The organism is Leucobacter shiyiweii (assembly GCF_052446065.1).
Lineage (GTDB): Bacteria > Actinomycetota > Actinomycetes > Actinomycetales > Microbacteriaceae > Leucobacter.
Genome location: NZ_CM127080.1, coordinates 2,237,498 through 2,261,694, shown reverse-complemented (window position 1 = coordinate 2,261,694; position 24,197 = coordinate 2,237,498). Strand labels below are relative to the sequence as shown.

The 24,197-nt window shown below is 60.5% G+C and carries 20 protein-coding genes; 13 read left to right on the top strand and 7 right to left on the bottom strand.

Going from position 1 to position 24,197, the window contains the following annotated elements; all coding sequences use genetic code 11:
• Nucleotides 1-137: 137 nt before the first annotated feature.
• Nucleotides 138-1,388: an IS256 family transposase gene (locus tag ACTNFJ_RS10520; protein WP_435906224.1), complete on the bottom strand. Its 1,251-nt coding sequence runs from the start codon at nucleotides 1,386-1,388 to the stop codon at nucleotides 138-140.
• Between the two features lie 765 nt (nucleotides 1,389-2,153).
• On the opposite strand from ACTNFJ_RS10520, the gene ACTNFJ_RS10515 reads away from it, so the two are divergent.
• The 5 genes from ACTNFJ_RS10515 (at nucleotide 2,154) to ACTNFJ_RS10495 (ending at nucleotide 7,314) form a co-directional block, all read left to right on the top strand.
• Nucleotides 2,154-3,206, top strand: a complete 1,053-nt coding sequence (locus tag ACTNFJ_RS10515; RefSeq protein WP_435906223.1) for an iron ABC transporter substrate-binding protein — start codon at nucleotides 2,154-2,156, stop codon at nucleotides 3,204-3,206.
• A 554-nt stretch (nucleotides 3,207-3,760) separates the two neighbouring features.
• A complete protein-coding gene (locus tag ACTNFJ_RS10510; RefSeq protein WP_435906222.1) occupies nucleotides 3,761-4,789 on the top strand; it encodes an ABC transporter permease in 1,029 nt (342 codons plus the stop codon).
• Complete coding sequence (locus ACTNFJ_RS10505; protein ID WP_435906221.1) at nucleotides 4,786-5,214, top strand: ABC transporter ATP-binding protein; 429 nt, start codon at nucleotides 4,786-4,788, stop codon at nucleotides 5,212-5,214. Before ACTNFJ_RS10510 ends, ACTNFJ_RS10505 begins: the two co-directional genes overlap by 4 nt.
• A 108-nt stretch (nucleotides 5,215-5,322) precedes the next feature.
• The gene (locus ACTNFJ_RS10500) at nucleotides 5,323-6,570 is read left to right on the top strand and encodes an IS256 family transposase (protein WP_444711774.1); all 1,248 of its coding nucleotides are present in this window, start codon (nucleotides 5,323-5,325) and stop codon (nucleotides 6,568-6,570) included.
• A gap of 285 nt (nucleotides 6,571-6,855) precedes the next feature.
• Nucleotides 6,856-7,314, top strand: a complete 459-nt coding sequence (locus ACTNFJ_RS10495) for a TOBE domain-containing protein (RefSeq protein WP_433645638.1) — start codon at nucleotides 6,856-6,858, stop codon at nucleotides 7,312-7,314.
• 110 nt (nucleotides 7,315-7,424) lie between these two features.
• Here the strand turns inward: ACTNFJ_RS10495 and ACTNFJ_RS10490 are convergent, their stop codons facing one another.
• Nucleotides 7,425-8,747 (bottom strand): glutamyl-tRNA reductase, encoded by a 1,323-nt coding sequence (locus tag ACTNFJ_RS10490; RefSeq protein ID WP_435907698.1) that lies wholly within the window; start codon nucleotides 8,745-8,747, stop codon nucleotides 7,425-7,427.
• A gap of 125 nt (nucleotides 8,748-8,872) precedes the next feature.
• Here ACTNFJ_RS10490 and hemE point away from each other — a divergent pair, with 125 nt between their 5' ends.
• From hemE to hemL, 7 genes are all read left to right on the top strand, one after another.
• Nucleotides 8,873-9,991, top strand: coding sequence for a uroporphyrinogen decarboxylase (gene hemE, locus ACTNFJ_RS10485; RefSeq protein ID WP_435907697.1), 1,119 nt, complete (start codon nucleotides 8,873-8,875; stop codon nucleotides 9,989-9,991).
• On the top strand, nucleotides 9,981-11,456 hold the full coding sequence (locus tag ACTNFJ_RS10480; protein WP_435907696.1) for a protoporphyrinogen/coproporphyrinogen oxidase: 1,476 nt from the start codon (nucleotides 9,981-9,983) through the stop codon (nucleotides 11,454-11,456). Before hemE ends, ACTNFJ_RS10480 begins: the two co-directional genes overlap by 11 nt.
• 103 nt (nucleotides 11,457-11,559) lie before the next feature.
• Nucleotides 11,560-12,738 (top strand): ferrochelatase, encoded by a 1,179-nt coding sequence (locus ACTNFJ_RS10475; protein WP_435907695.1) that lies wholly within the window; start codon nucleotides 11,560-11,562, stop codon nucleotides 12,736-12,738.
• Nucleotides 12,735-13,733, top strand: a complete 999-nt coding sequence (gene hemC / locus ACTNFJ_RS10470) for a hydroxymethylbilane synthase (RefSeq protein ID WP_435907694.1) — start codon at nucleotides 12,735-12,737, stop codon at nucleotides 13,731-13,733. The genes ACTNFJ_RS10475 and hemC overlap by 4 nt, the downstream gene beginning before the upstream one ends.
• The gene (locus ACTNFJ_RS10465) at nucleotides 13,730-14,578 is read left to right on the top strand and encodes a uroporphyrinogen-III synthase (protein ID WP_435907693.1); all 849 of its coding nucleotides are present in this window, start codon (nucleotides 13,730-13,732) and stop codon (nucleotides 14,576-14,578) included. The genes hemC and ACTNFJ_RS10465 overlap by 4 nt, the downstream gene beginning before the upstream one ends.
• A gap of 59 nt (nucleotides 14,579-14,637) precedes the next feature.
• Entirely contained in the window at nucleotides 14,638-15,564 is a 927-nt protein-coding gene (hemB, locus tag ACTNFJ_RS10460; RefSeq protein WP_435907692.1) for a porphobilinogen synthase, read from the top strand.
• A complete protein-coding gene (gene hemL, locus ACTNFJ_RS10455) occupies nucleotides 15,552-16,889 on the top strand; it encodes a glutamate-1-semialdehyde 2,1-aminomutase (protein ID WP_435907691.1) in 1,338 nt (445 codons plus the stop codon). Before hemB ends, hemL begins: the two co-directional genes overlap by 13 nt.
• Nucleotides 16,890-17,391: 502 nt before the next feature.
• Here hemL and ACTNFJ_RS10450 read toward each other — a convergent pair.
• The 5 genes from ACTNFJ_RS10450 to ACTNFJ_RS10430 all read right to left on the bottom strand — a co-directional run bounded on the left by ACTNFJ_RS10450 (nucleotide 17,392) and on the right by ACTNFJ_RS10430 (nucleotide 21,817).
• Nucleotides 17,392-17,940, bottom strand: a complete 549-nt coding sequence (locus ACTNFJ_RS10450) for a M23 family metallopeptidase (protein WP_435907690.1) — start codon at nucleotides 17,938-17,940, stop codon at nucleotides 17,392-17,394.
• Nucleotides 17,941-18,251: 311 nt separating this feature from the next.
• Nucleotides 18,252-19,094 (bottom strand): F510_1955 family glycosylhydrolase, encoded by an 843-nt coding sequence (locus tag ACTNFJ_RS10445; protein ID WP_435907689.1) that lies wholly within the window; start codon nucleotides 19,092-19,094, stop codon nucleotides 18,252-18,254.
• A 54-nt stretch (nucleotides 19,095-19,148) separates the two neighbouring features.
• Nucleotides 19,149-19,763, bottom strand: coding sequence for a DUF305 domain-containing protein (locus ACTNFJ_RS10440; protein WP_435907688.1), 615 nt, complete (start codon nucleotides 19,761-19,763; stop codon nucleotides 19,149-19,151).
• A gap of 44 nt (nucleotides 19,764-19,807) precedes the next feature.
• On the bottom strand, nucleotides 19,808-21,133 hold the full coding sequence (locus ACTNFJ_RS10435) for an IS30 family transposase (RefSeq protein WP_435906219.1): 1,326 nt from the start codon (nucleotides 21,131-21,133) through the stop codon (nucleotides 19,808-19,810).
• A gap of 222 nt (nucleotides 21,134-21,355) precedes the next feature.
• Complete coding sequence (locus tag ACTNFJ_RS10430) at nucleotides 21,356-21,817, bottom strand: DUF6153 family protein (protein ID WP_435907684.1); 462 nt, start codon at nucleotides 21,815-21,817, stop codon at nucleotides 21,356-21,358.
• A 141-nt stretch (nucleotides 21,818-21,958) separates the two neighbouring features.
• Between ACTNFJ_RS10430 and ACTNFJ_RS10425 the strand changes: the two genes are divergently transcribed.
• On the top strand, nucleotides 21,959-24,115 hold the full coding sequence (locus ACTNFJ_RS10425) for a heavy metal translocating P-type ATPase (RefSeq protein ID WP_435907683.1): 2,157 nt from the start codon (nucleotides 21,959-21,961) through the stop codon (nucleotides 24,113-24,115).
• Nucleotides 24,116-24,197: the final 82 nt, after the last annotated feature.

Here is a 24,197-nt window from a genome sequence, read left to right as displayed (position 1 = left end):
GGAGAGGGCTCGCTTCCTTGATGGGCGTTTGCGGGTAGCAACAACTGTCGTGCGGGCCTTCGTTTCACTCACAGGTGGATCGCCGGGGTCAGGTCCCGTGGAGTAGTGTAACGGAGTCCCTTCAAGAAGTGATCGGATTACGCGCTTAACACGAGCGGGAGCCCCGTGATCACCTCCTCCTCGGTGATCTCTGGCACCAGGGTGAGCCGGCAGCGTGCAAGGACCTCGAGACCGAGATAGCGTCGCCCCTCAGCCCACTCGTCAGACTGCTCCGCAAGCACCGCCCCGACGAGCCGGGTGATCGCGGCCCGGTTCGGGAAGATCCCGACCACGTCAGTGCGCCGCCGGATCTCACGGTTCAGCCGTTCGTTCGGGTTGTTCGACCAGATCTGCTGCCACACATCTTTCGGGTACGCAGCGAACGCAAGAATGTCCGCTCGCGCACCATCGAGGTGTTCGTGCACATCGGGGAGCTTCTCGGCCACGTAGTCCAGGAGCCGGTCGAACTGTGCCTCGACGCTCGGGGCATCGGGCTGGTCGTAGACAGAATGCAGCATCGCTTTCACTGCCGGCCACATCGATTTCGGGCACACCGTCATCAGGTTCGCCGCGTAATGGGTGCGGCAACGCTGCCACGACGTCCCGGGGAAATTCGCGCGCATAGCCTCCACCAAGCCTGCGTGCGCGTCAGAGGTGATGAGCTTGACCCCGGTGAGGCCGCGCGCGACGAGGTCCGCGAAGAACATGTTCCACGCCATCGCGGTCTCGCTGGTCGATACCTGCACCCCCAGTACCTCGCGATGCCCGTCATGGTTGACGCCGGTCGCGACGAGCACGACGGTATTCACGACGCGGCCGCCTTCGCGCACTTTCATGGTGAGCGCGTCACACGCGACGAACGTGAACGGGCCAGCCTCGCCCAATGGGCGGGTGCGGAACTCGTGCACATGCTCGTCCAGGTCGCCCGCCATACGGGAGACCTGCGATTTCGAGAGTGCGTGAATACCGAGAGTCTTGACGAGTTTGTCCATGCGCCTGGTAGAGACGCCGGCGAGGTAGGCGTCAGCGACGACGGTGATCATCGCGGCTTCAGAGCGTTTGCGGCGTTCGAGGAGCCACTCGGGGAAATACGTGCCGGAGCGGAGCTTCGGGATCGCAACGTCTACGGTTCCGACACGGGTATCGAGCTCACGGGTGCGGTACCCGTTGCGGGAATTCACTCGGTCAGCAGAGGGCTTGCCGTATTCGGCGCCGCAGATCGCGTCAGCTTCGGCGGAGAGGAGTGTGTTGATCATGGTTTGCAGCAGGGTGCGCATCAGATCCGGCGATGCGTCGCCGAGGGCTTGGGTGAGGACGGTGGCAGGGTCGACAATAGAGGGAGTGGTCATCGGTGTGATGCCCTTTCGAGTGAGAGTTAGAAGGCTTCTCGAAGGTGTCCCCGGTGGCCACGCTGGTCTTTCAGCGGGCCGGTTTGTCCAGGGTTCGTTACACCACTTTACGGGGCACTACTATCGCCGGGTACGGCGACTTCAGCTGTAGTCATATGCGGCCCCTTTCGCATCCGGCCAAGAAGCGAGGAGTGTTTCGGGTAGCTCAGAAGTAAAAAACTGAGCGCGAAGGATGCTTGCATCAACACGCTGAGCCTGAACGCCTTGCCCGCACTTCTGTCGGAGCCTGTTTCGCCAAACCGGCGCGGCTTGATTAAAGAAAGGCAAGGTTTCGGAAGCAGGCCAGTCTTCTGCGGTCCTGAGAACATATCAATCTGCTCCGCGTGGCTATCAGAAACCAGATCTGCAAGATGAACCCTCCTGGGGCGTTGCAGACCTCCAGTTTCAGATCGGTGACGTCTAGTTCCCCCTCCCCCCCCCGGCAGGCCGAGTGGTGTCGTGAAGTGGCAAAAATGTCATGTGGGCACCGGGTACTCCGAGGCGCTTTGGGAATGCTCAGTCGCAAGTTTCCTATCGTGACGGACCTTGCGCCAAATCGAAGATCCATGGAGTTGGGACAGAGCTCCGTCTTGCTGGCAGGCAAGACGTTTCGCCCCGGGTCACAGAACATTACATGAAGTGATAACATCTGATGAATGTAAGGATGACCTAAATCGGAACGTCCGCAATTTACAGGCTTGACTCACCAATTCTCGGAGTTTACTTATGCAAAAGACGCGTTCTCTATCCATGCTCGCACTGGCCGCTATCACAGCGGCACTCCTGGTGGGGTGCAGTTCGAATTCACCTGAAGCGCCGGAAGCCTCAACCGGAGAGGAACTAAGCGATGGGGAATTCACGCTCTACTCCGGGCGCAACGAAGAGCTCGTGCAGCCGCTGATTGACATGTTTGAAGAACAGAGCGGGATTGCCGTAGATGTGCGCTATGGCGACACAGCCGAACTCGGCGCCCTGCTTATGGAAGAAGGCGGACGGACCCCGGCTCAGGTGTTCCTATCGCAGGATGCCGGCGCTCTCGGCGCATTGGCGGACCGCGGACTGTTTGCCACACTGCCCGCAGAGATAACCGAGCGGGTTACTCCCGGATTCACATCAACCGACGATACGTGGGTAGGAGTGACAGGTCGTGCTCGGGTCATTGTTTTTGATAGCAACGAGCTGAGTCCGGCTGAGGTGCCGACGACTGTGGATGCCTTCACAGAACCAATCTGGGCGGATCGCTTGGGGATCGCGCCTGGGAATGCGAGCTTCCAATCGTTCGTCACTGCTTATCGGGAGCTAAACGGTGAAGCCGAGGCGGACGAATGGGTGAAATCAATTGCCGCGAACGAACCTCAGCTGTTCGACAGCAATGGTGCAATTCTGTCAGCTGTCAACGATGGGGTGGTTGATGCTGGCTTGATCAACCACTACTACTGGTTCAGGCTCGCGTCTGAGCTTGGGGCCTCAAATATGCGGGCACAGCTTGCGTTCCCCGAATCTGGTGATGCCGGATCCATCGTTAATGTGACAGGGGCTGGGATGCTCAGCTCGACATCGACTGATGCCGACGCGCTGGAGTTCATCGACTTCCTTCTTTCACCTCCGGCACAGGAGTATTTCGTTGCAGAAACCTTCGAGTATCCGCTCATCGAGGGGGTAGCCGCCCCAGAAGGCCTTCCGGGCCTCGACACATTAGTGAACCCCGAACTCGATCTCGCTGACCTGAAGAGCCTTGCTGCGACGCAAGAACTGCTTCAGAAATACGGTCTCATTTAACCTGCAGTCGCGTTCCCGAAACCGTGATGCTGCCGTCGGGGAAGAGTAGCCGCCAACAACGGTCAGCTGTTGGGCGGGCACCAGCCTGGTTGATCATCGCCGCCGCAGTGTGCGCCACTGCGGCGGCGATACCGTTGGCGTACCTGTTTGTCCGCATCGGTGATGCTGGTATCAGGACGCTTGTCGACACGCTCTTCCGGGAGCGCGTGCTGCAGCTTGCACTCAACTCAGCAGCTTTGACCGTGGCAGTGACCGTCACCTGCTTCGGGCTTGGGGCCACTATCGGGGTTGTTGTGAGCCGGATTCGACTTCCGGGAGGATCAGTCTGGTTGTTCTTGTCCGCGCTCCCGCTGGCAGTCCCTTCCTATCTTGCAGCCTACGGATGGTTGGTCTTTGCCCCAGGCCTCAACGGATTTTTTCCGAGCTGGCTAGTCATGACGGCAGTCTGCCTTCCATACGTGGTACTACCAGTCTCAGCAGTTTTGCGAGGACCTTCCAACGACGTGGAAGCGGTCGCCCGAACTCTTGGCAGAGGGCCAATCGGAGCCTTTCGTGTGGCAACTTGGCCCAGGGTACGACCTGCGGCGACGGCCGGGGCTCTCCTGGTTGCGTTATATACGCTCTCGGAATTTGGAGCCGTCTCAATGCTGCGGTACCAAACTCTCACGTGGGGAATTAAGTCTGCCTACGGTTCAAGCTTCGATCGAAATCAAGCCGCCTTGTTGGCACTTGTTCTGGTCATCTTTGCTTTGTTGATTGTCGCTTCGGAGAGACTGACGCGTCGCCAGGCTGTGACTGTTGCGGGCCGAAAACCCGATATGAAGCCGGTGAGAAACGCCTGGGTACCGATCCTGCTTGCTCTCGTGCTAGCGCCTCCTGTCATTGGGGTCGGCGTCCCGCTGTCAGGGCTTTTGCTGCAGCTGACTGATGCGGAGACCCTTCGGGAGATTGACGGCCCGCGATTATTCGGCGCGGTCGGAGCGACCATCCTGCTTGCGGTTGGGGGCGCTTTCTTCGCAGTAGTCCTCGCCCTTCCGATCGCAGTTCTTTCGGCACGTTTTCGTGGTCGTATCGTCTCAGTTATCGAGTCTGTTGGATACCTGGGCCATGCGTTGCCCGGTATCGTCGTTGGTCTCGCGCTTGTATTCTTTTCTTTATCGGTTGTGCCGTATCTGTATCAAACAGTCGTTCTTCTGGTGTTTGCGTATGCGGTACTGTTCATGTCGAAGGCGATCGGATCGACTAGAAGCGGATTGGCCGCAGTGCCGCAGAGCTTGATTGACGTCTCGCGGACGCAGGGTCTCTCTCCGCGGGTGGTCTGGCAGCGGGTAACATTTCGGCTTGCCGCCCCGGCAATTGGTGTAGGTGCACTTCTTGTCGGTATCGCAGTTCTCAAAGAGCTACCTGCAACACTTCTTCTTCGGCCGACCGGGGTATCTACGCTCGCCGTCGAACTGTGGAACCGAACTTCGGTGTTGGAGTACGGTAGCGCAGCCCCGTTCGCGGCGGCGCTGGTGTTCCTCACAGCAGTGCCTACCTACCTATTGTCTGGCATTCGAAATTTGGCGAAGGAGAAACCGTGAGCTGGGTCAGGATCGACGGCCTCCATGTGAAGTACGGACACCAATCGGTCCTTGACGGGATCAACCTCGATATCCCGAGCGGCAAAATTACCTCAGTGCTCGGTCCCAGCGGTTGCGGAAAAACCACACTACTGCGATCAATCGCGGGTTTACTTCCAGTCTCAGAAGGAACGATTGAAGTGGCAGGGTCGCTCGTGTCATCTGCGAAAGTGAGCGTGCCTCCTGAACGTCGTGGAATTGGGTGGGTGCCCCAGGATGCGTCACTCTTTCCTCACCTCAGTGTGGGCGATAATATTGGGTTCGGGTTACCCAAAGGTCCTTCTCGGTCCGCCAGGGTAACTGACCTCGCTGAACTGGTCGGTCTCTCCGAACTCTTGGAACGGTCTCCCTCCCAGCTCTCCGGTGGACAGGCGCAACGAGTTTAGTAGTGCCCCGTAGAGTGGTGTAACGATCCCGGCCAGCAAACGTAAGCGTGGCCACCGGGATCTTCCTTCGAGGAAACTCTCACATCCCACTCGAAAGGTGTCACACCGATGACCACTCCCTCTATTGTCGACCCTGTCACTGTCCTCGCCAACGCTCTGGGCGACGCGTCTCCTGACCTGATGCGTACTCTGCTCCAAACCATGATCAACACGCTCCTCTCTGCAGAGGCCGACGCGGTCTGCGGTGCCGAGTACGGCAAACCCTCTCCCGAGCGCCTCAACTCTCGCAACGGATACCGCACCCGCGAGCTCGATACCCGTGTGGGAACCGTGGATGTCGCGATCCCGAAGCTCCGCTCCGGCACGTACTTCCCCGAGTGGCTCCTCGAGCGCCGCAAACGCTCAGAAGCAGCGATGATCACCGTCGTCGCTGACGCCTACCTCGCCGGCGTCTCGACGAGACGGATGGACAAGCTCGTGAAGACCCTCGGCATCCATTCCCTGTCGAAGTCGCAGGTTTCCCGGATGGCCGCCGATATGGACGAGCACGTGCGCGAGTTCCGCACGAGACCCCTGGGCGACTCAGGGCCCTTCACGTTCGTCGCGTGTGACGCGCTCACGATGAAAGTTCGTGAGGGCGGGCGCGTGATCAACACTGTTGTGCTCGTCGCGACCGGGGTGAACGCTGACGGGCACCGGGAAGTCCTGGGCATGCAAGTGGCGACCGCAGAGACCACGATGGCATGGAACACGTTCTTCGCAGACCTCGTCGCTCGCGGCCTCACCGGGGTGAAACTCATCACCTCTGACGCGCACGCAGGCCTCGTGGAAGCGATGCGGGCGAACTTCCCCGGGACGTCGTGGCAGAGGTGCCGCACACACTACGCCGCGAACCTGATGGCAGTGACCCCCAAGAGCATGTGGCCAGCGGTCAAAGCGATGCTGCATTCCGTGTACGACCAGCCTGATGGGACAAGTGTTGAGGCGCAGTTCGATCGGCTCCTGGACTACGTCGAGGGCAAGCTCCCTGAGGTGTTCGACCACCTCGATGCTGCCCGGGCTGACATCCTCGCGTTCACCACGTTCCCGAAAGATGTGTGGCAGCAGATCTGGTCGAATAACCCAAACGAGCGCCTGAACCGCGAGATTCGCCGTCGCACTGATGTCGTTGGGATCTTCCCAAACCGCGACGCGATCATCAGGCTCGTCGGGGCGGTCCTTGCAGAACAGTCCGACGAATGGGCTGAGGGACGCCGTTACCTCGGTCTTGACGTCCTCGCGAGGTGCCGCCTCACGCTCGTAGACACCGAAACGATCGAGCACCATGCTCTTCCCGAGCTCGAGGCCGCAGCATGAGCACCGATGCCCGAACTACTGGGCGGCACTACGTCGCCGCGAACGATCTCCCCGCCAGCATCTGCGACCACAACGAAAACTAGCCCCACAACCTTGAAGGATCACGAAACGGTTACACCACTCCACGGGACTTGACCACGAGTTTCTCTCGCCCGAGCACTAGCACCCCGGCCATCCGTGGTGCTACTGGATGAGCCGTTTGCAGCCCTTGACCCGATGCTCCGGGTGGCCTTGCGAAGAGAGGTCTTCGATCTGCTTCGAGTTCAAGGATCAACCGCGCTTCTGGTGACTCACGATCAGGAAGAAGCCCTCTCTCTTTCAGACCACATCACTGTCATGATGGGCGGGCGGATCTTGCAGCGGGGAACTCCCCGCGAGGTGTACGAGCGTCCGGCCACGTCGTGGGTTGCACGGTTTGTCGGCAGCACCGTGGAACTCTCAGGCCGATGGGGAGTCAACTCGGTGAGTTGCGGCCTTGGTGAACTCCCCGCAGTTCTGATGGACGAGAGCGTGAGACAGGGCGACGAGGTGCGGGTGGTGCTCCGTCCGGAGTGGATCGAGCTGGATCCATCCGGAGTTGAGGCGGAAGTCACTTCGGTCTCGTACGCCGGACATGATGCGCTCCTAGAGGTGCGACTTCGCGGTGGCAGTCAAGCCCGAACCCGGGTCGTAGCAACACATCTCCCTCGCGTAGGGGATCGGGTGGGACTCTCGGTGCGACGGGCAGCGCTCGCGTATCGCTAAGTCGGGTAATACTGGCTTCGCATCTAGCCCCCAAAGGGATGATGCCGAAGTTCTCGGTACAGCGCCGAAGACACGAGGGTCTTTATTCGGATCGGCGTCTGCGGCCCATTTCAGGCATGTTCCGGAACCGCAGTCAAGCCGAACAGTGATTCGATCGCTGAATAAGCCCTCTCGGCCTCACCAGCTCGCCCGAGTTCCCGCACCCGTAAGGAAGGCGCGTGCAGCAGTCGACCCGCGAAGTGTCGAAGTGCTGCTTCAACGCTCGCCGGGTGACCAGGGGCGGAAGGGCAGGACTCCGCTGCGCTGCACGCTGAGGATTTTGCCCGCTGTATTTCGTCGTTGAGAATTGCGTGAACGTGTTCGCGTAAGGCGACAAGAGCGGGCACTGCGTCATATTCAGCGCGAAGAGCGGCGTATTCGTTCACCGCTTCCTGGACGATTTCTCGGGCTTCAGCCTCAGCACTGAGTTCCTCAATCGGGGCGTGCTTTGCGATAAGTTCAAGATCGAGAAGCTCGACACCAGGGAGCCGGACTACTTCTGGATCAACGTTTCGTGGCACTCCAAGATCGATCACGAGACGAGGTTGAACGATGGTCGAAGTGTAGGGTCGGCCACGCAAAGTCCCGCAGTACGGGCCGCGGGCGAGTCGCTGCGTCTTCTCGAAGAGCTCTAAAGGAAGGATCGGTTCTTTCGCGAGACTTGTCGTGATGATGAGGTCAGCTTCCGCTACTGCGGCTTCGAGTTCAGAGCCCTGTATTGCACGAATCTCATGTGAACGGGCGAATTGTTCAGCGCGCCCGGAAGGTGAGTAAACTGCAACATCCGTAGCGCCCCGAGCGCGAAGAGCCGCAAGGCTTGCCCCGGCGTACATTCCCGTGCCAACTAACAGGATTCGTGAGGTTGACCAGTCACCAATCCGGCTTTGAGCCATAGCGAGTGCAAGCCGCACAAGAGACCGACCCGCCGTTTGAACGCCCGTTCGGTGCTTAATATCTCGCGATGTACGGGCGGCAAATTGGAAGAGCCGTTCGAGCTCGCTCGTCGTTGAACCGGCTCCACGTGCTTGCTCCAGGGAGCGACGCACCTGGCCAGCGATCTCGCCTTCTCCCACCACCACCGATTCAAGGCCACCAGCGACGGAAAACAAGTGCTCGGCTGCGTCAAGATCAGTATGAACCCGGGCGAGGGAGCGAAGCTTCTGGGAATCTACGCCGGTGATTGCTGCAATTCGACTGAGAGTCAAGTCCACCCGATCGGAAGAGGGGACATCCAAATAGGCCTCAAAGCGGTTGCAGGTTGCCAACACGACAGATCCAGTTGAGATGGTTGGATCAGAAAGCGCCTCGGCCAGCGGTTGTGTGTGGTGCTCGATAGCGCCAAGGAGATCAAAATCGATCCGATGGTGGTCGAGTGAAAGGCAAACTAACACCATTGCTCTCCGCAGGTGTGCAGAACAACCCATTCACCAGACAAATCTGGAACGGCTCGATTTATCGCATCAACAGGGACGCGTGAGTTTTGCGCATTCATCAGATGATTAGGGTAACATGACCAACGATGAAAACTTTATCAGCCTCACATCCGCTATCAGATGGACGGACTTCAACTTCTCCGTTGGTGCAAGCGCTCCATGGTTTCCGGCCTGATCGTCTCCCAGTCTGGTTTATGCGCCAAGCCGGTAGATCTTTGCCCGAATACCGGAAGCTTAGGGAGGGCACGAGCATGCTTGACGCATGCTTGGATCCGCAGCTCGCCGCAGAGATAACGATGCAGCCTGTCCGTCGACACGGGGTAGACGCCGCGATCTTTTTCAGCGACATCGTCATCCCTTTGAAACTCGCCGGGGTAGATGTCGAGATCGTTCCTGGTCGTGGACCTGTGTTCACGAATCCCATCCGGACTGCACGAGATGTTGCCCAGCTCAGAGAAGAGCACCCCGCAGAGCGGCTTCGCCAGGCGATGACGCCCATTCGGGAGACGGTACAGTTGCTCATCGCTGAGCTGGAATCCACACCCCTCATCGGGTTTGCCGGAGCCCCCTTCACTCTTGCGGCCTACCTTGTAGAAGGCGGTCCTTCGCGGGACCATCTCCAGGCTCGATCGCTCATGCACACCGATCCCATTGCCTGGCGAGATCTGCTGGCATGGGCAGCGGAACTGAGCGGGGTGTTTCTCGAGGGTCAAGCTCACGCGGGTGCCAGCGCTGTGCAACTCTTCGATTCTTGGGCCGGTTCGTTAAGCGTGCAAGACTATGCGGCTCATGTTGCTGCCTCTTCGATGCACACGCTCGAGGCGGTGCGCGAGCTTCACTATGTCGACCCGCAAGCGGACGGCTACTCAACACGCTCCCTCCCGCTCCCAACTGTCCACTTCGCAGTGGGTGCGGACCATCTGCTGCACGAGTTTGCGAAATTGGAGACCAGCGCCATTGGCATCGACTGGCGGATACCGCTGGATGAAGCGAGCCGGCGACTCGGAGACACGCGAACATTGCAGGGAAACTTGAACCCCGCGCTGCTTTTCGCGTCGCCCGAGGCGCTTGAGTTCCATGTCAGGGAGGTCATTGATCGCGGAAGGCGTGCACCCGCTCATATTCTGAATTTGGGGCACGGGGTGCCCCCAGAGACCGACCCGGCAGTACTTACCAGGGTGGTTGAACTCGCCCATGCATACTGACTCACCCCATCGGGTTGCCGTCGTGGGTGGCGGTATCGCCGGACTCGTTGCATCCTGGGAGCTTGCACGCGCCGGGGTGAAGGTCGACCTCTTCGAGCGAGATCAGGTTCTCGGCGGCAAAATTAGCAACGGCGAGCTCGGCGGATCACATTACGATCTGGGCGCCGAGTCATTTGCGACACGTGGCGGCGGGGTGCAGCAGTTAGTCGAGGATCTTGGGCTTGCAGGGCGAATCCAAGCCCCCCTCCCGCGGCGGAGTTGGGTCCTTACTGCAGGGGCTGCCTCGCCCCTGCCTCCGGCCGGTGCGATCGGAATTCCGGTTTCACCATTAGGCATTGAAGCTCGGCGCATCCTGGGCTTCGCAGGAGCGCTCCGCTGTGCAATAGAGCCACTTCTGCCGCGTCACATTGGCGCTCAGGCGTCCACCATCGCCGATTTGGTGGGGGCGCGCCTCGGTTCGAAAGCGCTTTCTCGCCTTATTGCTCCGGTAGTTCGGGGAGTCTATTCCACAGATCCATCAGCTCTTCCGCTGAGTGCGGTTCCAGGCCTGGAATCTGCGTGGCGTGCGCGCGGCACTCTCCGAGCTGCAGCGCGAGCGCAGCGGGCGAGCAACCGGTCAGCAGGTGGCGCGGTTGCCGGCCTGTCTGGGGGTCTCGGGGTGCTGGTGGCGCATCTCGAGAATGAGCTTCAGCAATTTGCAGTGACGGTGCACCGTGGGGTTCACGTGAGCGCGGCTCGAGAAACCACTGACGGAATCCGTCTTGAAACGCAGGCAATAGGTGATGCTGAAACCTACGATGCCGCTATTCTCACTGTTCCACTCGACGAGGGTATTGCGCAACCGGTTCAGGGCCATGCGCTGACTCGGCCGGAGAGCTTTGATCTTGCACGAGACGCTCAACCCGCAGAAGTCGAAGTTGTCGCCTTGTTGCTTGATGACAAGAGGCTGAATTCAGCACCTCGAGGTACGGGGGCCTTGGTGGCAAGTGAAGCGCAACAGGGTCCATCGCCGATTCGTGCGAAGGCGCTTACCCACGCATCGGCAAAATGGCAGTGGCTCGACGAGGAACTTCCACCCAACCATCATCTCATCCGCCTGTCATACGGGGAGCTTCAGGGACGAAGCTCTCGGAATCTGGATGCATGCACGATCGGTCTCGACGATGATGCAGTCCGGAGTATTGCTCGCACCGACGCCAGCAGAATCCTCGGGATTGATATCGAAGAGTCGAGCATCGTCGGCATGGCTCGTCAACGGCATACCATCCCACCGCGGCGAACTTCCTTGGTGACTGATGGTCCACGAAACGAACCCACCTCTGGGCTTTTCTCCGCTGGAGAATGGGTATCCGGTACCGGACTTGCCGCAGTAGTACCGTCTGCTCGACGAGCAGCGAACGACTGCCTCTCTCACTTGTCAAGTCTCAATACCGTGACTGCCCCGGACGGAGATCCCCTCGGATGACCGAAAAAGCCAGCCTCATCGCGTCGCGACGGAGTAAGTGTGAAGCAACTTCATTCCCTAGCGGTCGTCAGATTTCTACAACCAAAACTACGGAGGTCCTTTGATGAGTGTCGACAACCTGGCACCCCGTGTGCCGCACGCGACTGAGGCCGCACAAGCGGGCCCGGAGCATGTCGAGTCCCCGACGGCGTACGATGCGATTCTTCTTGCAGGGTTTGGTGGACCGGAGGGACAGGATGATGTGATCCCGTTCCTTCGAAATGTCACCCGAGGTCGGGGTATCCCTGACGAACGGCTTGAAGAAGTCGCGCATCATTACCGTCATTTCGGTGGTGTGAGCCCGATTAACGATCAGAACAGAGAACTCAAGGCTGCGCTTGAAGGTGAGCTTTTACGCCGCGGTATCAATCTTCCGGTGATCTGGGGCAACCGAAATTGGGACCCTTACCTCTCCGATGCGTTGCGAGAAGCGAATGATCGCGGGTTCACGCGACTGATCGCCATCGCGACGAGCGCATATTCCTCATTCTCTTCGTGTCGTCAGTACCGTGAGGATTTTGCTCGCTCGCTCGAAGAGACTGGCCTCGCGGGCACGATCATGATCGACAAGGTTCGTCCGTTTTTCGATCATCCAGGCTTCGTTGAACCCTTCATTGAGCGAGTTCGTGAAGGCATGCGCGAACTCAAGGATCAGTTGCCCGACCTGGATGTGGAGCGAGAGGTGCGGATACTTTTCACCACGCACTCGATTCCCACGGCTGATGCTGAACGTTCAGGGCCGCGAGACCGAGACTATGGTGCGGGGGGAGCATACGCCGCCCAGCATCTCGCCGTGAGTGAGGTTGTTGCTCATGCGGCAGGAGAGGGCGCCGCGTGGGATCTGGTCTACCAGTCGCGAAGTGGCCCCCCAACTCAGCCGTGGTTGGAGCCCGACATCAACGACGCGATCACGGCACTCCCTGCGCGGGGCATTCGCGCTGTGCTTATCGTCCCCATTGGCTTCGTGAGTGACCACATGGAAGTCTTGTGGGACCTTGATACTGAGGCAATGGAAACCTGCCGAGAGAACGGGCTCACTGCTGTGCGCGTGCTCACGCCAGGCAGCCACGACACCTATGTGCGCGGGCTCGTTGACTTGGTGCTTGAACGGCGAGACGGAGTGCCCGCTGCGGAACGGCCAGCACTCACCGACCTGGGCCCCTGGTTCGATGTGTGTCGACCGGGTTGTTGCGAGAATGTTCGGGCCGGCTTCAAACCCGCGGCTGCCGGTATCGCGCCGTGACTGGTCGTGTCTTGCGACCGGAGCACCCGCTGCCTCCCGCCCCGGGCCTGATCCGTCTCGGTACTCGGCGCAGCCGACTCGCGGTCGCACAATCCACGCAGGTAGCGCAGGAAATCGCCAGGACGACCGGTGCGGATGTCGCTCTGGTGACTGTGACGACTGAAGGTGACGTTTCCCGCGCACCATTATCGCAACTGGGCGGCACAGGGGTGTTCGTGAGCGCTCTTCGGGAGGCTCTTTACGCGGGTACATGCGATATGGCAGTGCACTCGTTCAAAGATCTCCCGACTGCCCCCTGCCCAGGAATTTCAGTTGGTGCTGTGCCGCTGAGGGCTGATGCGCGGGATGCGTGGTGCGCCCGCGACGGATTGACCTTGATCGAGATGCCGCCGGGCTCTCGAGTGGGTACCGGCTCACCGCGCAGAGCGGCACAGATACTCTCTCGCCGCCCCGACCTCATCATCGAAGATATTCGCGGCAACGTAGATACCCGGCTGGCGCGCGTCGGGGCTGATCTTGATGCAGTGATTTTGGCGGCTGCAGGCCTCGAACGAGTGGGCCGCGTCGATGCGATCACCGAGAGGTTTTCCCTTGATTTGGCACCGTCGGCGCCGGGCCAGGGCGCTCTGGCTATCGAGGTGAGGAGCGATGACCTGAGCCATGAATTTATGTCGCAGGCGCTACGGGCTGTTGATCATGCAGAAACCCGCGCTGCGGCTGCAGCAGAGCGCACACTTCTGGCAGCTCTAGAAGCCGGATGCGCAGCACCGGTAGGCGCATCCGCTAACATCGCCCACGGTCACCTTTCGCTTCGGGCAAGGGTCTACCAGGTTGACGGCCAGTCACAGCTGGAATCGTTCAAGACAGTGACCTGGGACACTGCGAATGCCCGCGAGGGGATCGCGTCGGAACTCGGTAGCGAAGTTGCGCGTGATCTTCTTGAACGAGGCGCAGCCAAACTCGCCGATTTAGGCCCGAAGGAGGATCGCACATGAGTACTCGGTCCAGGCAATACTCACCCGCCAGTGACTCGCCCGCACAGGACTTGAAAGGTGCCCGGTTGTGGATCCTCCGAGGGGAGGAATGGGGAGAGCGTGTAGCCGCCAAGATCCGGGAACGCGGGGGTGAGTCTCAGATGGTTCCCCTCCTCGAGATCGTTTTCTCCGGCCAAGAGCCCCTTGAAAGGGAAGTGCACAACTGGAATTCGGGAAGATACGACTGGATTATTCTCACGAGCATGAATGCCGTGCGAGCAATCGAACGAGCCGGAGCTCGGACACCATCCGAAGCACAAGGCCTCGAACTGTTGCCAGGGAAATTTCCCCGAGTAGCTGCAGTCGGCCCCGCGACCGCACGTGCGGCAAGCGAAATCGGTCTGATGGTGGGCGTGATCCCAGAGCACGAATTCTCGACCGAAGGACTGGTCGACGCGATGGTCGTTGAGATGGGGGAGAGCCCGACACGCGTACTGTTTCCGGCGTCGAACCTCACAGATGATCGCCTGCAACACGCACTCGAAGCGGCGGGCCACCACGTCGAGAGAGTCACCGCCTACCAAACAGTCGATATTCGCCCGATGATCGACCTACAGGAAGCCCTTTCCGAGCACCCAAGAACGGTTGTCCTCGTGACGAGCGGGTCAGCGGCACATGCTCTATCGCGGCAAATTACAGAACCACCAGAGAATGTCGATATCGCGGCTATCGGCCACTCAACTGCTCGAGCCCTTGAGAGTGTGGGTCTTCCCGCCGATGTCGTTTCTCGGACACACACGATCGACGGACTGCTCGATGCAGTTGCAGCGCACTTGCGTGCAGAACACAAGAAGAGAGTTCAGTGATGGAATCGATACTTCCTGCCCCGAAACATCGTCCTCGACGGCTACGCAGCACTCCTGCGATGCGCAGACTTGTGGCTGAGACAAGGATCCACCCGGCGAGCCTGGTCCTTCCAGTGTTTGTTCGAGAGGGAATCGACAAGGCGCGTCCGATTAGTTCCATGCCGGGAGTGGAGCAACACACTCTTGACTCGGTGCGCCGGGTGGCAGTGCAGGCTGCCGAAGCAGGGATTGGCGGCATCATGCTCTTTGGTGTGCCGGAGATTCGCGACCCCGAAGGTTGCGCTGGTGACAACCCGGAAGGGATTCTGAACCGTGCCGTGCGGGCTGTCCGGGAAGAGGTGGGCGACAACCTTGTCGTTCAGACAGATCTGTGCCTGGACGAGTTCACCTCCCATGGTCACTGCGGTGTTCTTGATGAGCTGGGTCGTGTAGATAACGATGCCACCCTCGAACGGTACGCTTCGATGGCGATTGCACAAGCTGAAGCCGGTGCACACCTTCTCGGACTTTCCGGGATGATGGATGGACAGGTTGCTGCAGTGAGGCATGCGCTCGACGAGGCCGGGCATGCGGATACCGTGCTCCTCGCCTACGCCGCAAAATATGCCTCGGCCTTTTACGGACCCTTTCGAGAGGCCGTCGATTCACAACTTGATGGTGACCGCCGAAGCTATCAACAGGATCCAGCGAACCGTCGCGAGGGTGTTCGTGAGGCGCTGCTCGACATCGATGAAGGTGCCGACATTGTGATGGTGAAGCCTGCGATGAGCTACCTCGATGTGCTGACAGACGTGGCCGCAGTTAGCCCGGTGCCGGTGTGGGCGTATCAGGTCTCTGGCGAGGTGGCGATGATTGAGGCTGCCGCGCAGAACGGCTGGATTGATCGAACAGCGGCTATTCACGAATCGCTGATCAGCATCGCCCGTGCTGGTGCAGACGTCACCCTTACCTACTACGCCTTGGAGGTCGCCACATGGCAACGATGAGTACGCACCAGCCCACAAATGCAGAATATGCTGAGCGTGCCGAACGGGTAATTCCGGGCGGCGTCAGTTCACCAGTTCGCGCGTTCGGGTCCGTGGGCGGAACGCCGCGCTTCTTCGTCTCTGGGAACGGTGCGCGCGTTGTCGACGTAGAGGGTCAGGAATACATCGACCTCGTGGGCGCCTGGGGTCCTGCACTGCTGGGTCACGCCGATCCACGGGTCATCGCCGCGGTACACGAGGCGGTCGATCGGGGGCTGGGGTTCGGTGCGTCTGCACCCGCGGAAGTTGAACTCGCCGAACTGCTAGTGGAGCGCTTGCCCGAAGTTGACAAGATTCGGATGGTGTCGACCGGCACAGAAGCGACGATGACCGCGATCCGAATTGCTCGTGGGGCTACGAACCGACCGCTCATCGTGAAGTTCGCTGGCCACTACCACGGACACTCTGACGGGCTCCTCGCTGCCGCCGGGTCCGGACTCGCGACCCTCTCTCTTCCAGGCTCAGCTGGGGTGACGCCGGAGAGCGCCGCCCAAACAATCGTGCTGCCGTACAACGATGAAGATGCCCTGGAAGCGGTGTTCAACGAGCGAGGCTCACAAATCGCAGCAGTGATTGCTGAGGCGGCGGCGGCGAATATGGGCGTGCTCCCGCCAAAACCGGGCTTCACTCAGCGCATGCTTGAGATCGCGCACAAACACGGCGCACTCGTGATTCTCGATGAGGTACTCACCGGATTCCGTGCGGGCCCCACCGGGTATTGGGGTATCGAACGGGATTCCGTGATCCCCACGCAGCGCCCGGATCTTTTCACATACGGGAAGGTCGTTGGGGGCGGGCTGCCGATGGCCGCCGTTGGCGGGCGCGCGGATCTCATGGATCTCCTTGCGCCGATGGGACCTGTCTATCAGGCGGGCACGCTTTCTGGTCACCCGGTCGCTGCGACCGCGGGGCTTGCAACACTGCGGGCAGCCGACCCCGCGGTCTATCAACGTCTGGGGGCTGCTGCTGACTCGCTGACTGCTGCGATTGCCGAGGCGTTCACCAACGCGGGGGTTCCCCACCGAATTCAACGCGCCGGGACTCTCTTCAGCGTGTTGTTCGGCGACTTCCCGGAGAGTCCTTCCAATTACGATCAAATGCAGCTGCAAGACACCGCGGCATATGGAAGGTTCTTTCACTCGATGCTTTCATCCGGGATCTCGCTTCCGCCAAGCGCGTTTGAGGCTTGGTTTGTGTCAGCCTCACACGATGAAGCGACGATTGCCCAGATCGCTGATGCGCTGCCGCACGCAGCGAAAAGTGCAGCACAGGCCGATTTCGCTTAGCTACCAAGAGCAACAAGGGGCTCGTCGTGGTCTTTGCGTTTCTCCAACCTGTCGTTGTGGGCGACCCAAAACTACATGTGCATCCAGTTGCTCCTCACAAGTTCGCGCTCGGTGAAGTTAGATTCTGTCCTCACGCGGTCCACGCTCATGGGGTTACCATGAGCGTGTCAGGCCGTCGTGCCTGCAACTAGGGAGGTCGCCATGATGTGGGGACACGGTTGGGATATGGGCTGGTGGTGGCTGTTCGGGCTGCTCATACTGGTTGGGATTGCGCTACTTGTCGCATTTATAGTGCTTGCTGTGCGAATGTCCGATGGAGGCAAAGGCCAGGATCAAAGGCATGGTTCGACTGGGCCTGCACCTGGCCCGAGTCGGGCACGGCAGATTCTTGATGAACGATACGCCGCAGGTGAGCTGAATACTGCACAGTACCGAGAACAAATTGAGGTGCTAGGCGAGAATCGGTAGCAGATCAAGCCAGTCTGATGAGTGCCCCGCTAGCTCACTGTCTGCCGCCTTCGCGAATGTAGGGCATGGGGTCAATCGGAGTGCCGTTCAGACGAAGCGCGAGATGGAGATGATTGCCGAAGGACATCCCCGTATTTCCGACTCGTCCAACCATGTCACCAATCGTGATGACATCGCCAGCCTGGAAATTGTGTGAATTGGATTCCATGTGGCAGTAACGACTTGTGAGTGTTTGGTCGTCAACTCGGTGCTGTAGCTTCAGGCCGAACCCACACCCGTCGCTCGCAAACCCGGCCTCCACCACTACTCCGCTGGCGATTGCCCGGATCGGGGTGCCGCCAGATGCGGCAAAGTCCTGCGCGTCGTGGAACTGGGCGACCGGTGCCGTCCGGTACCCAAACGGATCAGTCAGTGGCACTTCCTGATCAAATGGGTATCTCACATCAGAATTCTCAAGCGTGTTGGGATCGATAAGACCTGGTTCGTTCACGACACTGGGAAGGGCGATGGGGGTGGCACCCACCACACCCATTGCATCGAGCGCCGCAGCACTCGAATCAAATGTGAGGTTGTCCAGGCTCATCTGCTGTGTGTGAAGGCCAGATTCAGACACCATGCCCACTGCGGAAGCAGAAGAGCTTGCAAACGGAAAGACATTTGCCACTACGAGCCCACCGACCGCCACGGTGACACTGGCGACAGTGAGCAGCTTGCGAGCTCTTGAGCGAAACGACGGTTTGACTGGATCGGGCGCCGTGCTGTCCATCGGTGCCGAGTCCGAACTCTCGATCGAAATCCTTCTCAGTGGTGTCTTGACCGACACGTGTCCCTGGCTGGCGAAGTCATATGGCTTCGGTTCTCCCTGTGGGTTCAGCACACTATTCTCCTCTCGCATCATTTCCGCACCGGACTCAGGACGGTGCTGTCCTGCGAAGTGATCCTCACGACCCCGCGATCATCAACCACAACGGGCGCATCATTCTTGTTGACGCCGAGCGCTTGTGCGTTGCCCGAGATCGCTCCCAACTGTTCCCACTGACCTTCGCTCAATTCCGACCACAGATAGCCGTCTGCGCCTACTCCCACCAGCGTTCCCGAGGATGTGGATGCGATCATGTACAGGAGGGGTGCGCCTGCGACTTTTGAAAATGTCGCGCCCTGATCCACACTCACCTGCAACCCATCTTCGGTCGCTGCAAATAGTGAGTCTCTGCTGACTGCGAGATCTACAGCCGCAATCGTTGAACGTGGTTCCCACGTTGCTCCGGCATCAGAGCTGAAAAGTAGTTCGGGGGAGCTTGAGCCGATTCCGTAGAGGGTTTCGTCAGTTCCCGACGTGAGCACATGGAAATCTTCGACATTGGTGAGTGCAACTGGGATCCAGCTCTCGCCAGCATCGTCACTGCGGATGATGCCGAGATTCGGGGCACCCAGCTCGGGGGGTGTCTCGGGCCCGGGGTGACCGGACGCAATGAGAGAGTTGCCCAAAACCGTGAAGCCCATCGCGTCAAAATCGAATCCCCCAATCGGGCCGCTGACGATGCCATCTTCAGCGACCTGGAAGATCCCATTGTGTGAGGCCAAGAGCAGCTCCGCAGAGCGGGGATCCTGAGCGATGCCATGCACATGCTCGATGACGGGAGCTGATCGTTCTTCTGGGGTGCTCTCCGCCGAGCTGCAGGCGGTGAACGCGAGGGCCAGTGTCGTCACGGCCGACAGGCCAAGTAGCGGTTTCAAGATTTGATCTCCAATAGTGACAAGCGCAATCCTTTGCGAGTGAGCGGTTCGCGCCTAGAGCTGCGTGAGCAGATCTTCCATCGTGGCGATCTCGGCAGTTTGGTCATCGACAACCTGCTGTGCAAGCTCGACCACATCCGGGTTCTTGCCGCCGTTGGACGCCATGCGCGCCATATCGACCGCGCCTTCGTGGTGCACGATCATCTGCTCAAGAAAGAGTCGACTCGCTTCCGCGCCAGTAGCGTCTTGCAGTGCGGTCATGTCTTCGGCCGACATCATGCCGTCGCCCGACATCAGGTCGTCGCCTGACCCGTGATCCATTCCGTGCCCATCTGAGGAGTCGGGGTCGTATGCGATACCCCAGTCCTCTAGCCAGCCCAGCATGCGCTCTATCTCCGGGCCCTGTGCAGCTTTCACCTGTGCAGCCAGCTCAGAAACACGTGGATCGACACCGTCCTTGGCAAGCACGATGTCTGCCATCTCAATGGCCTGCTCATGATGCGGGATCATCATCATCACGAACATTTCGTCGACAACGTTAAAGGTCGCCGCCGGTGATTCAGACACCGAGGGTGTGTTGGATCCGTTATCGGTGCTGGTGCTGCACCCGGTGAGCGCAACTGTCAAGGCGAGTGCGCTGGTTCCAAGCAGCATGGGGAGCTTGTTCATGGTTGTTTCACTTGGCGGATTCAACCGGTCGATGCAACACCGGGTTATTGGAGCGATTGTAGCTGCTCGGCGAATACCTCTGCCGGGGTTCTCCAGCCAAGAACTTTGCGAGGCCTGTTATTGAGGGCGAGGGCCACCGCCTCGAGATCCGTGGCCGACCACCGCGACAAGTCAGTACCCTTCGGGAAATACTGCCGCAGCAGACCATTGGTGTTCTCGTTCGTGGGTCGCTGCCAAGGCGAGTGCGGATCGGCGAAGAACACCTTCGTACCGGTATCGAGGGTGAACTGCGCATGCCCGGAGAGCTCTTTCCCGCGATCCCAGGTCAGCGTTTTGCGCAGCTGGATCGGCAGGGATGTGATCGATGAAGCCAGCGCGGCGTTCATCGCGACAGCACCATATCCGCCGAGCGAGGCCCCGTTCTTCACGACTGGTATCTTGCCCCACCCCTCCAGCCGGGGCAGGTGAACCAGCAGCGTGGAGCGGCTGGAGCGCTCGATGAGCGTGCCGATCGCGGACCGGCCCGTGCCGATGATCAGATCACCCTCCCAGTGCCCGGGAACGGCACGATCATCGGCCTCGGCCGGCCGCTCGGAGAGCACGACGTCCTCGGTAACGTGCCCCTGCGGCTTGTTCCGTGAACGCTCCCTGGGCTGGCGTAGTGCCCGCCCAGTGCGCAGACACGCGACCAACTCCCGCTTGAGCGCGCCACGGCCCTCGATGAACAGCGACTGGTAGATCGCTTCATGACTGATGCGCATGGACCCATCATCGGGGAAATCGATCTTCAACCGGTGAGAGATCTGCTCAGGACTCCAGGCCAGCGACCACCGTCGGTCAGCCCGATGCGGCTTGTTCAGCCCCTTCCACGCAGGCGGCGTCGGCCCCTCGACCACGCTCCCGTCGGGACGTCGGACGGTCCCGGCAAGTCGTTCCTGCACGTATTCGCGCAACAGGTCGTTCGTGACGAGTTTCGCGACCTTCGGGCGCCTCGCAGCTTGCTGCGCCTTCCACTGCGCCACTAATGCCCGATACTCCTGCTTCCCGCTCCTGGTCGCGGCGTTGCGGCGCAGCTCTCGGGAGATCGTGCCAGGGTCACGCCCCAGCTCGCGGGCGATCTCCCGCACGCCTTTATCCTTGGCGCGCAACAGCGCGATCTCCTCACGTTCCTCGAACGAGAGATACCGGCCCGACGGCGCGTCCAAACTCAACGGTGTCATACCGCCAGCGTGACGGAACCACCGCGCCCCGACCGGCACAGACACGCCCACTTTCAGCGCCGCTTCAGCTGACGTGATACCCGTCGCGATCAGCCGCCAGAACTCCCGCTGCACCGCCCGAGAGGGCTCGGGCCGCCCTGGCGAGCGCATCGGCGGCCGTAACGCCCGATCCGCGCGCCATTGCCGCCGCACTCCCTCGGGCACATCGCTCGTCTTCGCGATCCAGTCCTTCCTCGCCACTCGTGCACACCTCCATACTCTGGGTGTTGCGACGACCAGTTGAATCCGCCCTTTCAATCGCAACAAATATGGTTCGGGTGCGCACCACCGAAGCGGCCGCGCACATCCCGACGACACGTCGGGCGAAACACATCACGTACGACTAATAGAAAGAACAATCAATGACGGTGGGTGGGGAAGGACCTCGCGTATTCTCAGCTCCACCTGTTGAGACAGCCGTCGGAGAGACACTGAGGTGTGAGTCAACCGGGCGAGGGGGAGGAGTAAGACGAAACCCGCAAGCAGCGCAAGAACACAGGCCATCATCATGTCGTCGTGGCTCATCGGCTGGTGAGCGGCCGCCACGCACCCGTCGTCACAGTTTGCCGACGCCAATGCGGTGGCCGCGTGGGTTGCGCCCATCACATGGCTCGGATCAGCCGCCTCGTGCGAGACGCTCGAGTGCGTAGCTGAAGCGTGACCCGATGACCCGGCGCTAAACGTGTGCATACCCAGCAAGCCAATGATGACGAGGAGCACTGCGCCGACAATCGTGAGAATGGTGCGCACAGATGAGTCGCCGCGAACACGAACCGGGGTTCGTCGCGAAGTCATCCGAGCACCTTTCACCCCTGCACCGTAGCAACGGTGGTTGAACGCTTGCTTGGAAGAATCTCCTGAGGGGTATCCTGCTCGGTAACTCCCGGTTTTGATCTGGCAGGGCGTTTCCACGGCAACCTCAAGGAGCAGCGGAGCATGCACAACACGCACGAACACCCGGCTGAAGATTCCCACACGCACAGCACAGGGACCCAACATCGCGCAGCTGCCACGGAGCAACCTGCCGAGCATGCCTCCCATCAGCATGGTGGTGGAGGAAAGGATCATTCCGGGCATTCCGGGCATTCCGGGCATTCCGGGCATTCCGGCACCGGTGATCACGTCGCGCAGTATCGTCGCCTGTTCTGGATCATGCTTGTGCTGTCGATCCCCACAGTTGCGCTGTCCGAAATGTTCGCGATGATCCTGGGCTACTCGCTCCCTGACGTCCCTGGCCTGAAGTGGGTGGCACCGGTGCTGGGCACCGTCATGTACGTCTGGGGCGGCAGGCCCTTCCTCGTTGGGGCGATTACTGAGATTCGAGCACGCAAGCCAGGCATGATGCTCCTGATCGGACTTGCGATTACTGTGGCGTTCGTCGCTTCCTGGTCCGCGAGCCTGGGCCTGCTCGATCATGCGCTCGACTTTTGGTGGGAACTCGCCCTCCTGATTGTCATCATGTTGCTCGGTCATTGGATCGAGATGCGCTCCCTCGCCCAAACCACCTCCGCCCTCGACTCTCTCGCAGCGCTGCTGCCGGATGAAGCGGAACGCCTCGATGGTGACGAGGTGGTACCCGTTCCGCCTTCGGAGCTCGTCGTTGGGGATGTGGTCGTAGTTCGCCCGGGTGGAAGCGTGCCAGCGGACGGGGTAATTGTTGATGGTCGCGCCTCGATGGATGAGTCGATGGTCACCGGGGAATCGCGCACGGCGACCCGTTCCGTGGGTGAGCCCGTCACCGCGGGCACCGTCGCGACGGATTCAGGCCTGCGCATTCGTGTGACCGCGACCGGAGACGACACCACCCTTGCGGGGATCCAGCGGCTCGTGACTGAGGCACAAAACTCGACCTCGAAAGCGCAACGAATTGCCGACACGGCTGCTGGGTGGTTGTTCTGGTTTGCCCTCGTGGCCGCGGGTCTCACCGCGACAGTGTGGTCGCTGATCGGGCAACCGGATTACGCAGTGATCCGGGCAATCACGGTTCTGGTCATCGCCTGCCCCCATGCGCTGGGGCTTGCGATCCCGCTGGTTGTGTCCATCGCGACCGAACGAGCCGCTCGCGGGGGTGTCCTCGTGAAGGATCGACTCGCGCTCGAAAGCATGCGAACCGTCGACACGGTTCTCTTTGATAAAACCGGCACTCTCACCAAGGGTGAGCCGGTCGTTGCCAAGATTTCGGCTGCCGAGGGGGTGGATCCGCAGCTCGTTTTGGCACTCGCCGCCGCCGCCGAGGCCGACAGCGAGCACCCACTCGCCCGGGCGATCGTTCGGGAGGCCCGGGAGCGGACACTGCCCATTCCGGCTGCGACCGGCTTCACTTCGTCGCCTGCCGTGGGAGTCACCGCGACGGTTGATGGAGCCGTCGTGCGGGTCGGCGGTCCACACCTGTTGACGGAAGAGTCGCAGGCTGAACTCGGTGTCGCAGACGCGTGGCGGATCGACGGCGCAACGATCCTGCATGTGCTCCGCGATGGTGTGGTGATTGGGGCGCTCAAACTCGTAGATGCGATTCGCCCGGAGTCCCGGGATGCCGTCGATGCGCTGCATGCGCTGGGCATTCAGGTGGTGATGATCACCGGAGACGCCGAGTCAGTTGCGCGGTCCGTTTCGCGCGAATTGGGGATCGACCGGTACTTTGCGGGGGTGCGCCCCGAGGAGAAGGCTGCGAAGGTGCGGCAGTTGCAGAACGAGGGGCGAAGGGTCGCGATGGTGGGGGACGGGGTGAATGACGCCCCCGCCCTGGCCCAGGCCGACGTTGGCCTCGCCATCGGCGCAGGGACGGATGTGGCGATCGCCTCCGCGGGCGTCATACTCGCGAGTGACGACCCGCGCTCGGTGGTATCCGTCATCGAGCTGTCTCGGGCGACATACCGCAAGATGAAGCAGAATCTCTGGTGGGCGGCGGGCTACAACATGATCGCTGTGCCCCTTGCTGCCGGCATCCTGGCGCCCGTTGGATTCGTGCTTCCGATGTCGGTGGGCGCGATTCTGATGTCGCTGTCGACCGTCGTGGTAGCGGTCAATGCCCAGCTTCTCCGCCGCTTGAACCTTCACTCCGATGCCGTCACGGACGCTGTTCTGCAGCGATAATCCCAGTTCTCGCAATATCGTGTTGACGCACGTGGTGGTTCTCCGGCAGGTGGATCGGATACCTGGCCTCTGTCCTCCGATC

Bases quoted from the DNA above. Each gene is read 5' to 3' on its own strand.
- ACTNFJ_RS10450 (WP_435907690.1), bottom strand. From the start codon at position 17,940: ATGAGCCTGGACAACCTCACATTTGATTCGAGTGCTGCGGCGCTCGAT.
- ACTNFJ_RS10480 (WP_435907696.1), top strand. From the start codon at position 9,981: ATGCATACTGACTCACCCCATCGGGTTGCCGTCGTGGGTGGCGGTATC.
- ACTNFJ_RS10465 (WP_435907693.1), top strand. From the start codon at position 13,730: ATGAGTACTCGGTCCAGGCAATACTCACCCGCCAGTGACTCGCCCGCA.
- hemL (WP_435907691.1), top strand. From the start codon at position 15,552: ATGGCAACGATGAGTACGCACCAGCCCACAAATGCAGAATATGCTGAG.
- ACTNFJ_RS10435 (WP_435906219.1), bottom strand. From the start codon at position 21,133: ATGCGCTCGCCAGGGCGGCCCGAGCCCTCTCGGGCGGTGCAGCGGGAG.
- ACTNFJ_RS10425 (WP_435907683.1), top strand. From the start codon at position 21,959: ATGCACAACACGCACGAACACCCGGCTGAAGATTCCCACACGCACAGC.
- ACTNFJ_RS10475 (WP_435907695.1), top strand. From the start codon at position 11,560: ATGAGTGTCGACAACCTGGCACCCCGTGTGCCGCACGCGACTGAGGCC.
- ACTNFJ_RS10520 (WP_435906224.1), bottom strand. From the start codon at position 1,388: ATGACCACTCCCTCTATTGTCGACCCTGCCACCGTCCTCACCCAAGCC.
- ACTNFJ_RS10515 (WP_435906223.1), top strand. From the start codon at position 2,154: ATGCAAAAGACGCGTTCTCTATCCATGCTCGCACTGGCCGCTATCACA.
- ACTNFJ_RS10440 (WP_435907688.1), bottom strand. From the start codon at position 19,763: ATGAACAAGCTCCCCATGCTGCTTGGAACCAGCGCACTCGCCTTGACA.
- ACTNFJ_RS10430 (WP_435907684.1), bottom strand. From the start codon at position 21,817: ATGACTTCGCGACGAACCCCGGTTCGTGTTCGCGGCGACTCATCTGTG.
- hemB (WP_435907692.1), top strand. From the start codon at position 14,638: ATGCGCAGACTTGTGGCTGAGACAAGGATCCACCCGGCGAGCCTGGTC.
- ACTNFJ_RS10490 (WP_435907698.1), bottom strand. From the start codon at position 8,747: ATGGTGTTAGTTTGCCTTTCACTCGACCACCATCGGATCGATTTTGAT.
- ACTNFJ_RS10500 (WP_444711774.1), top strand. From the start codon at position 5,323: ATGACCACTCCCTCTATTGTCGACCCTGTCACTGTCCTCGCCAACGCT.
- hemE (WP_435907697.1), top strand. From the start codon at position 8,873: ATGAAAACTTTATCAGCCTCACATCCGCTATCAGATGGACGGACTTCA.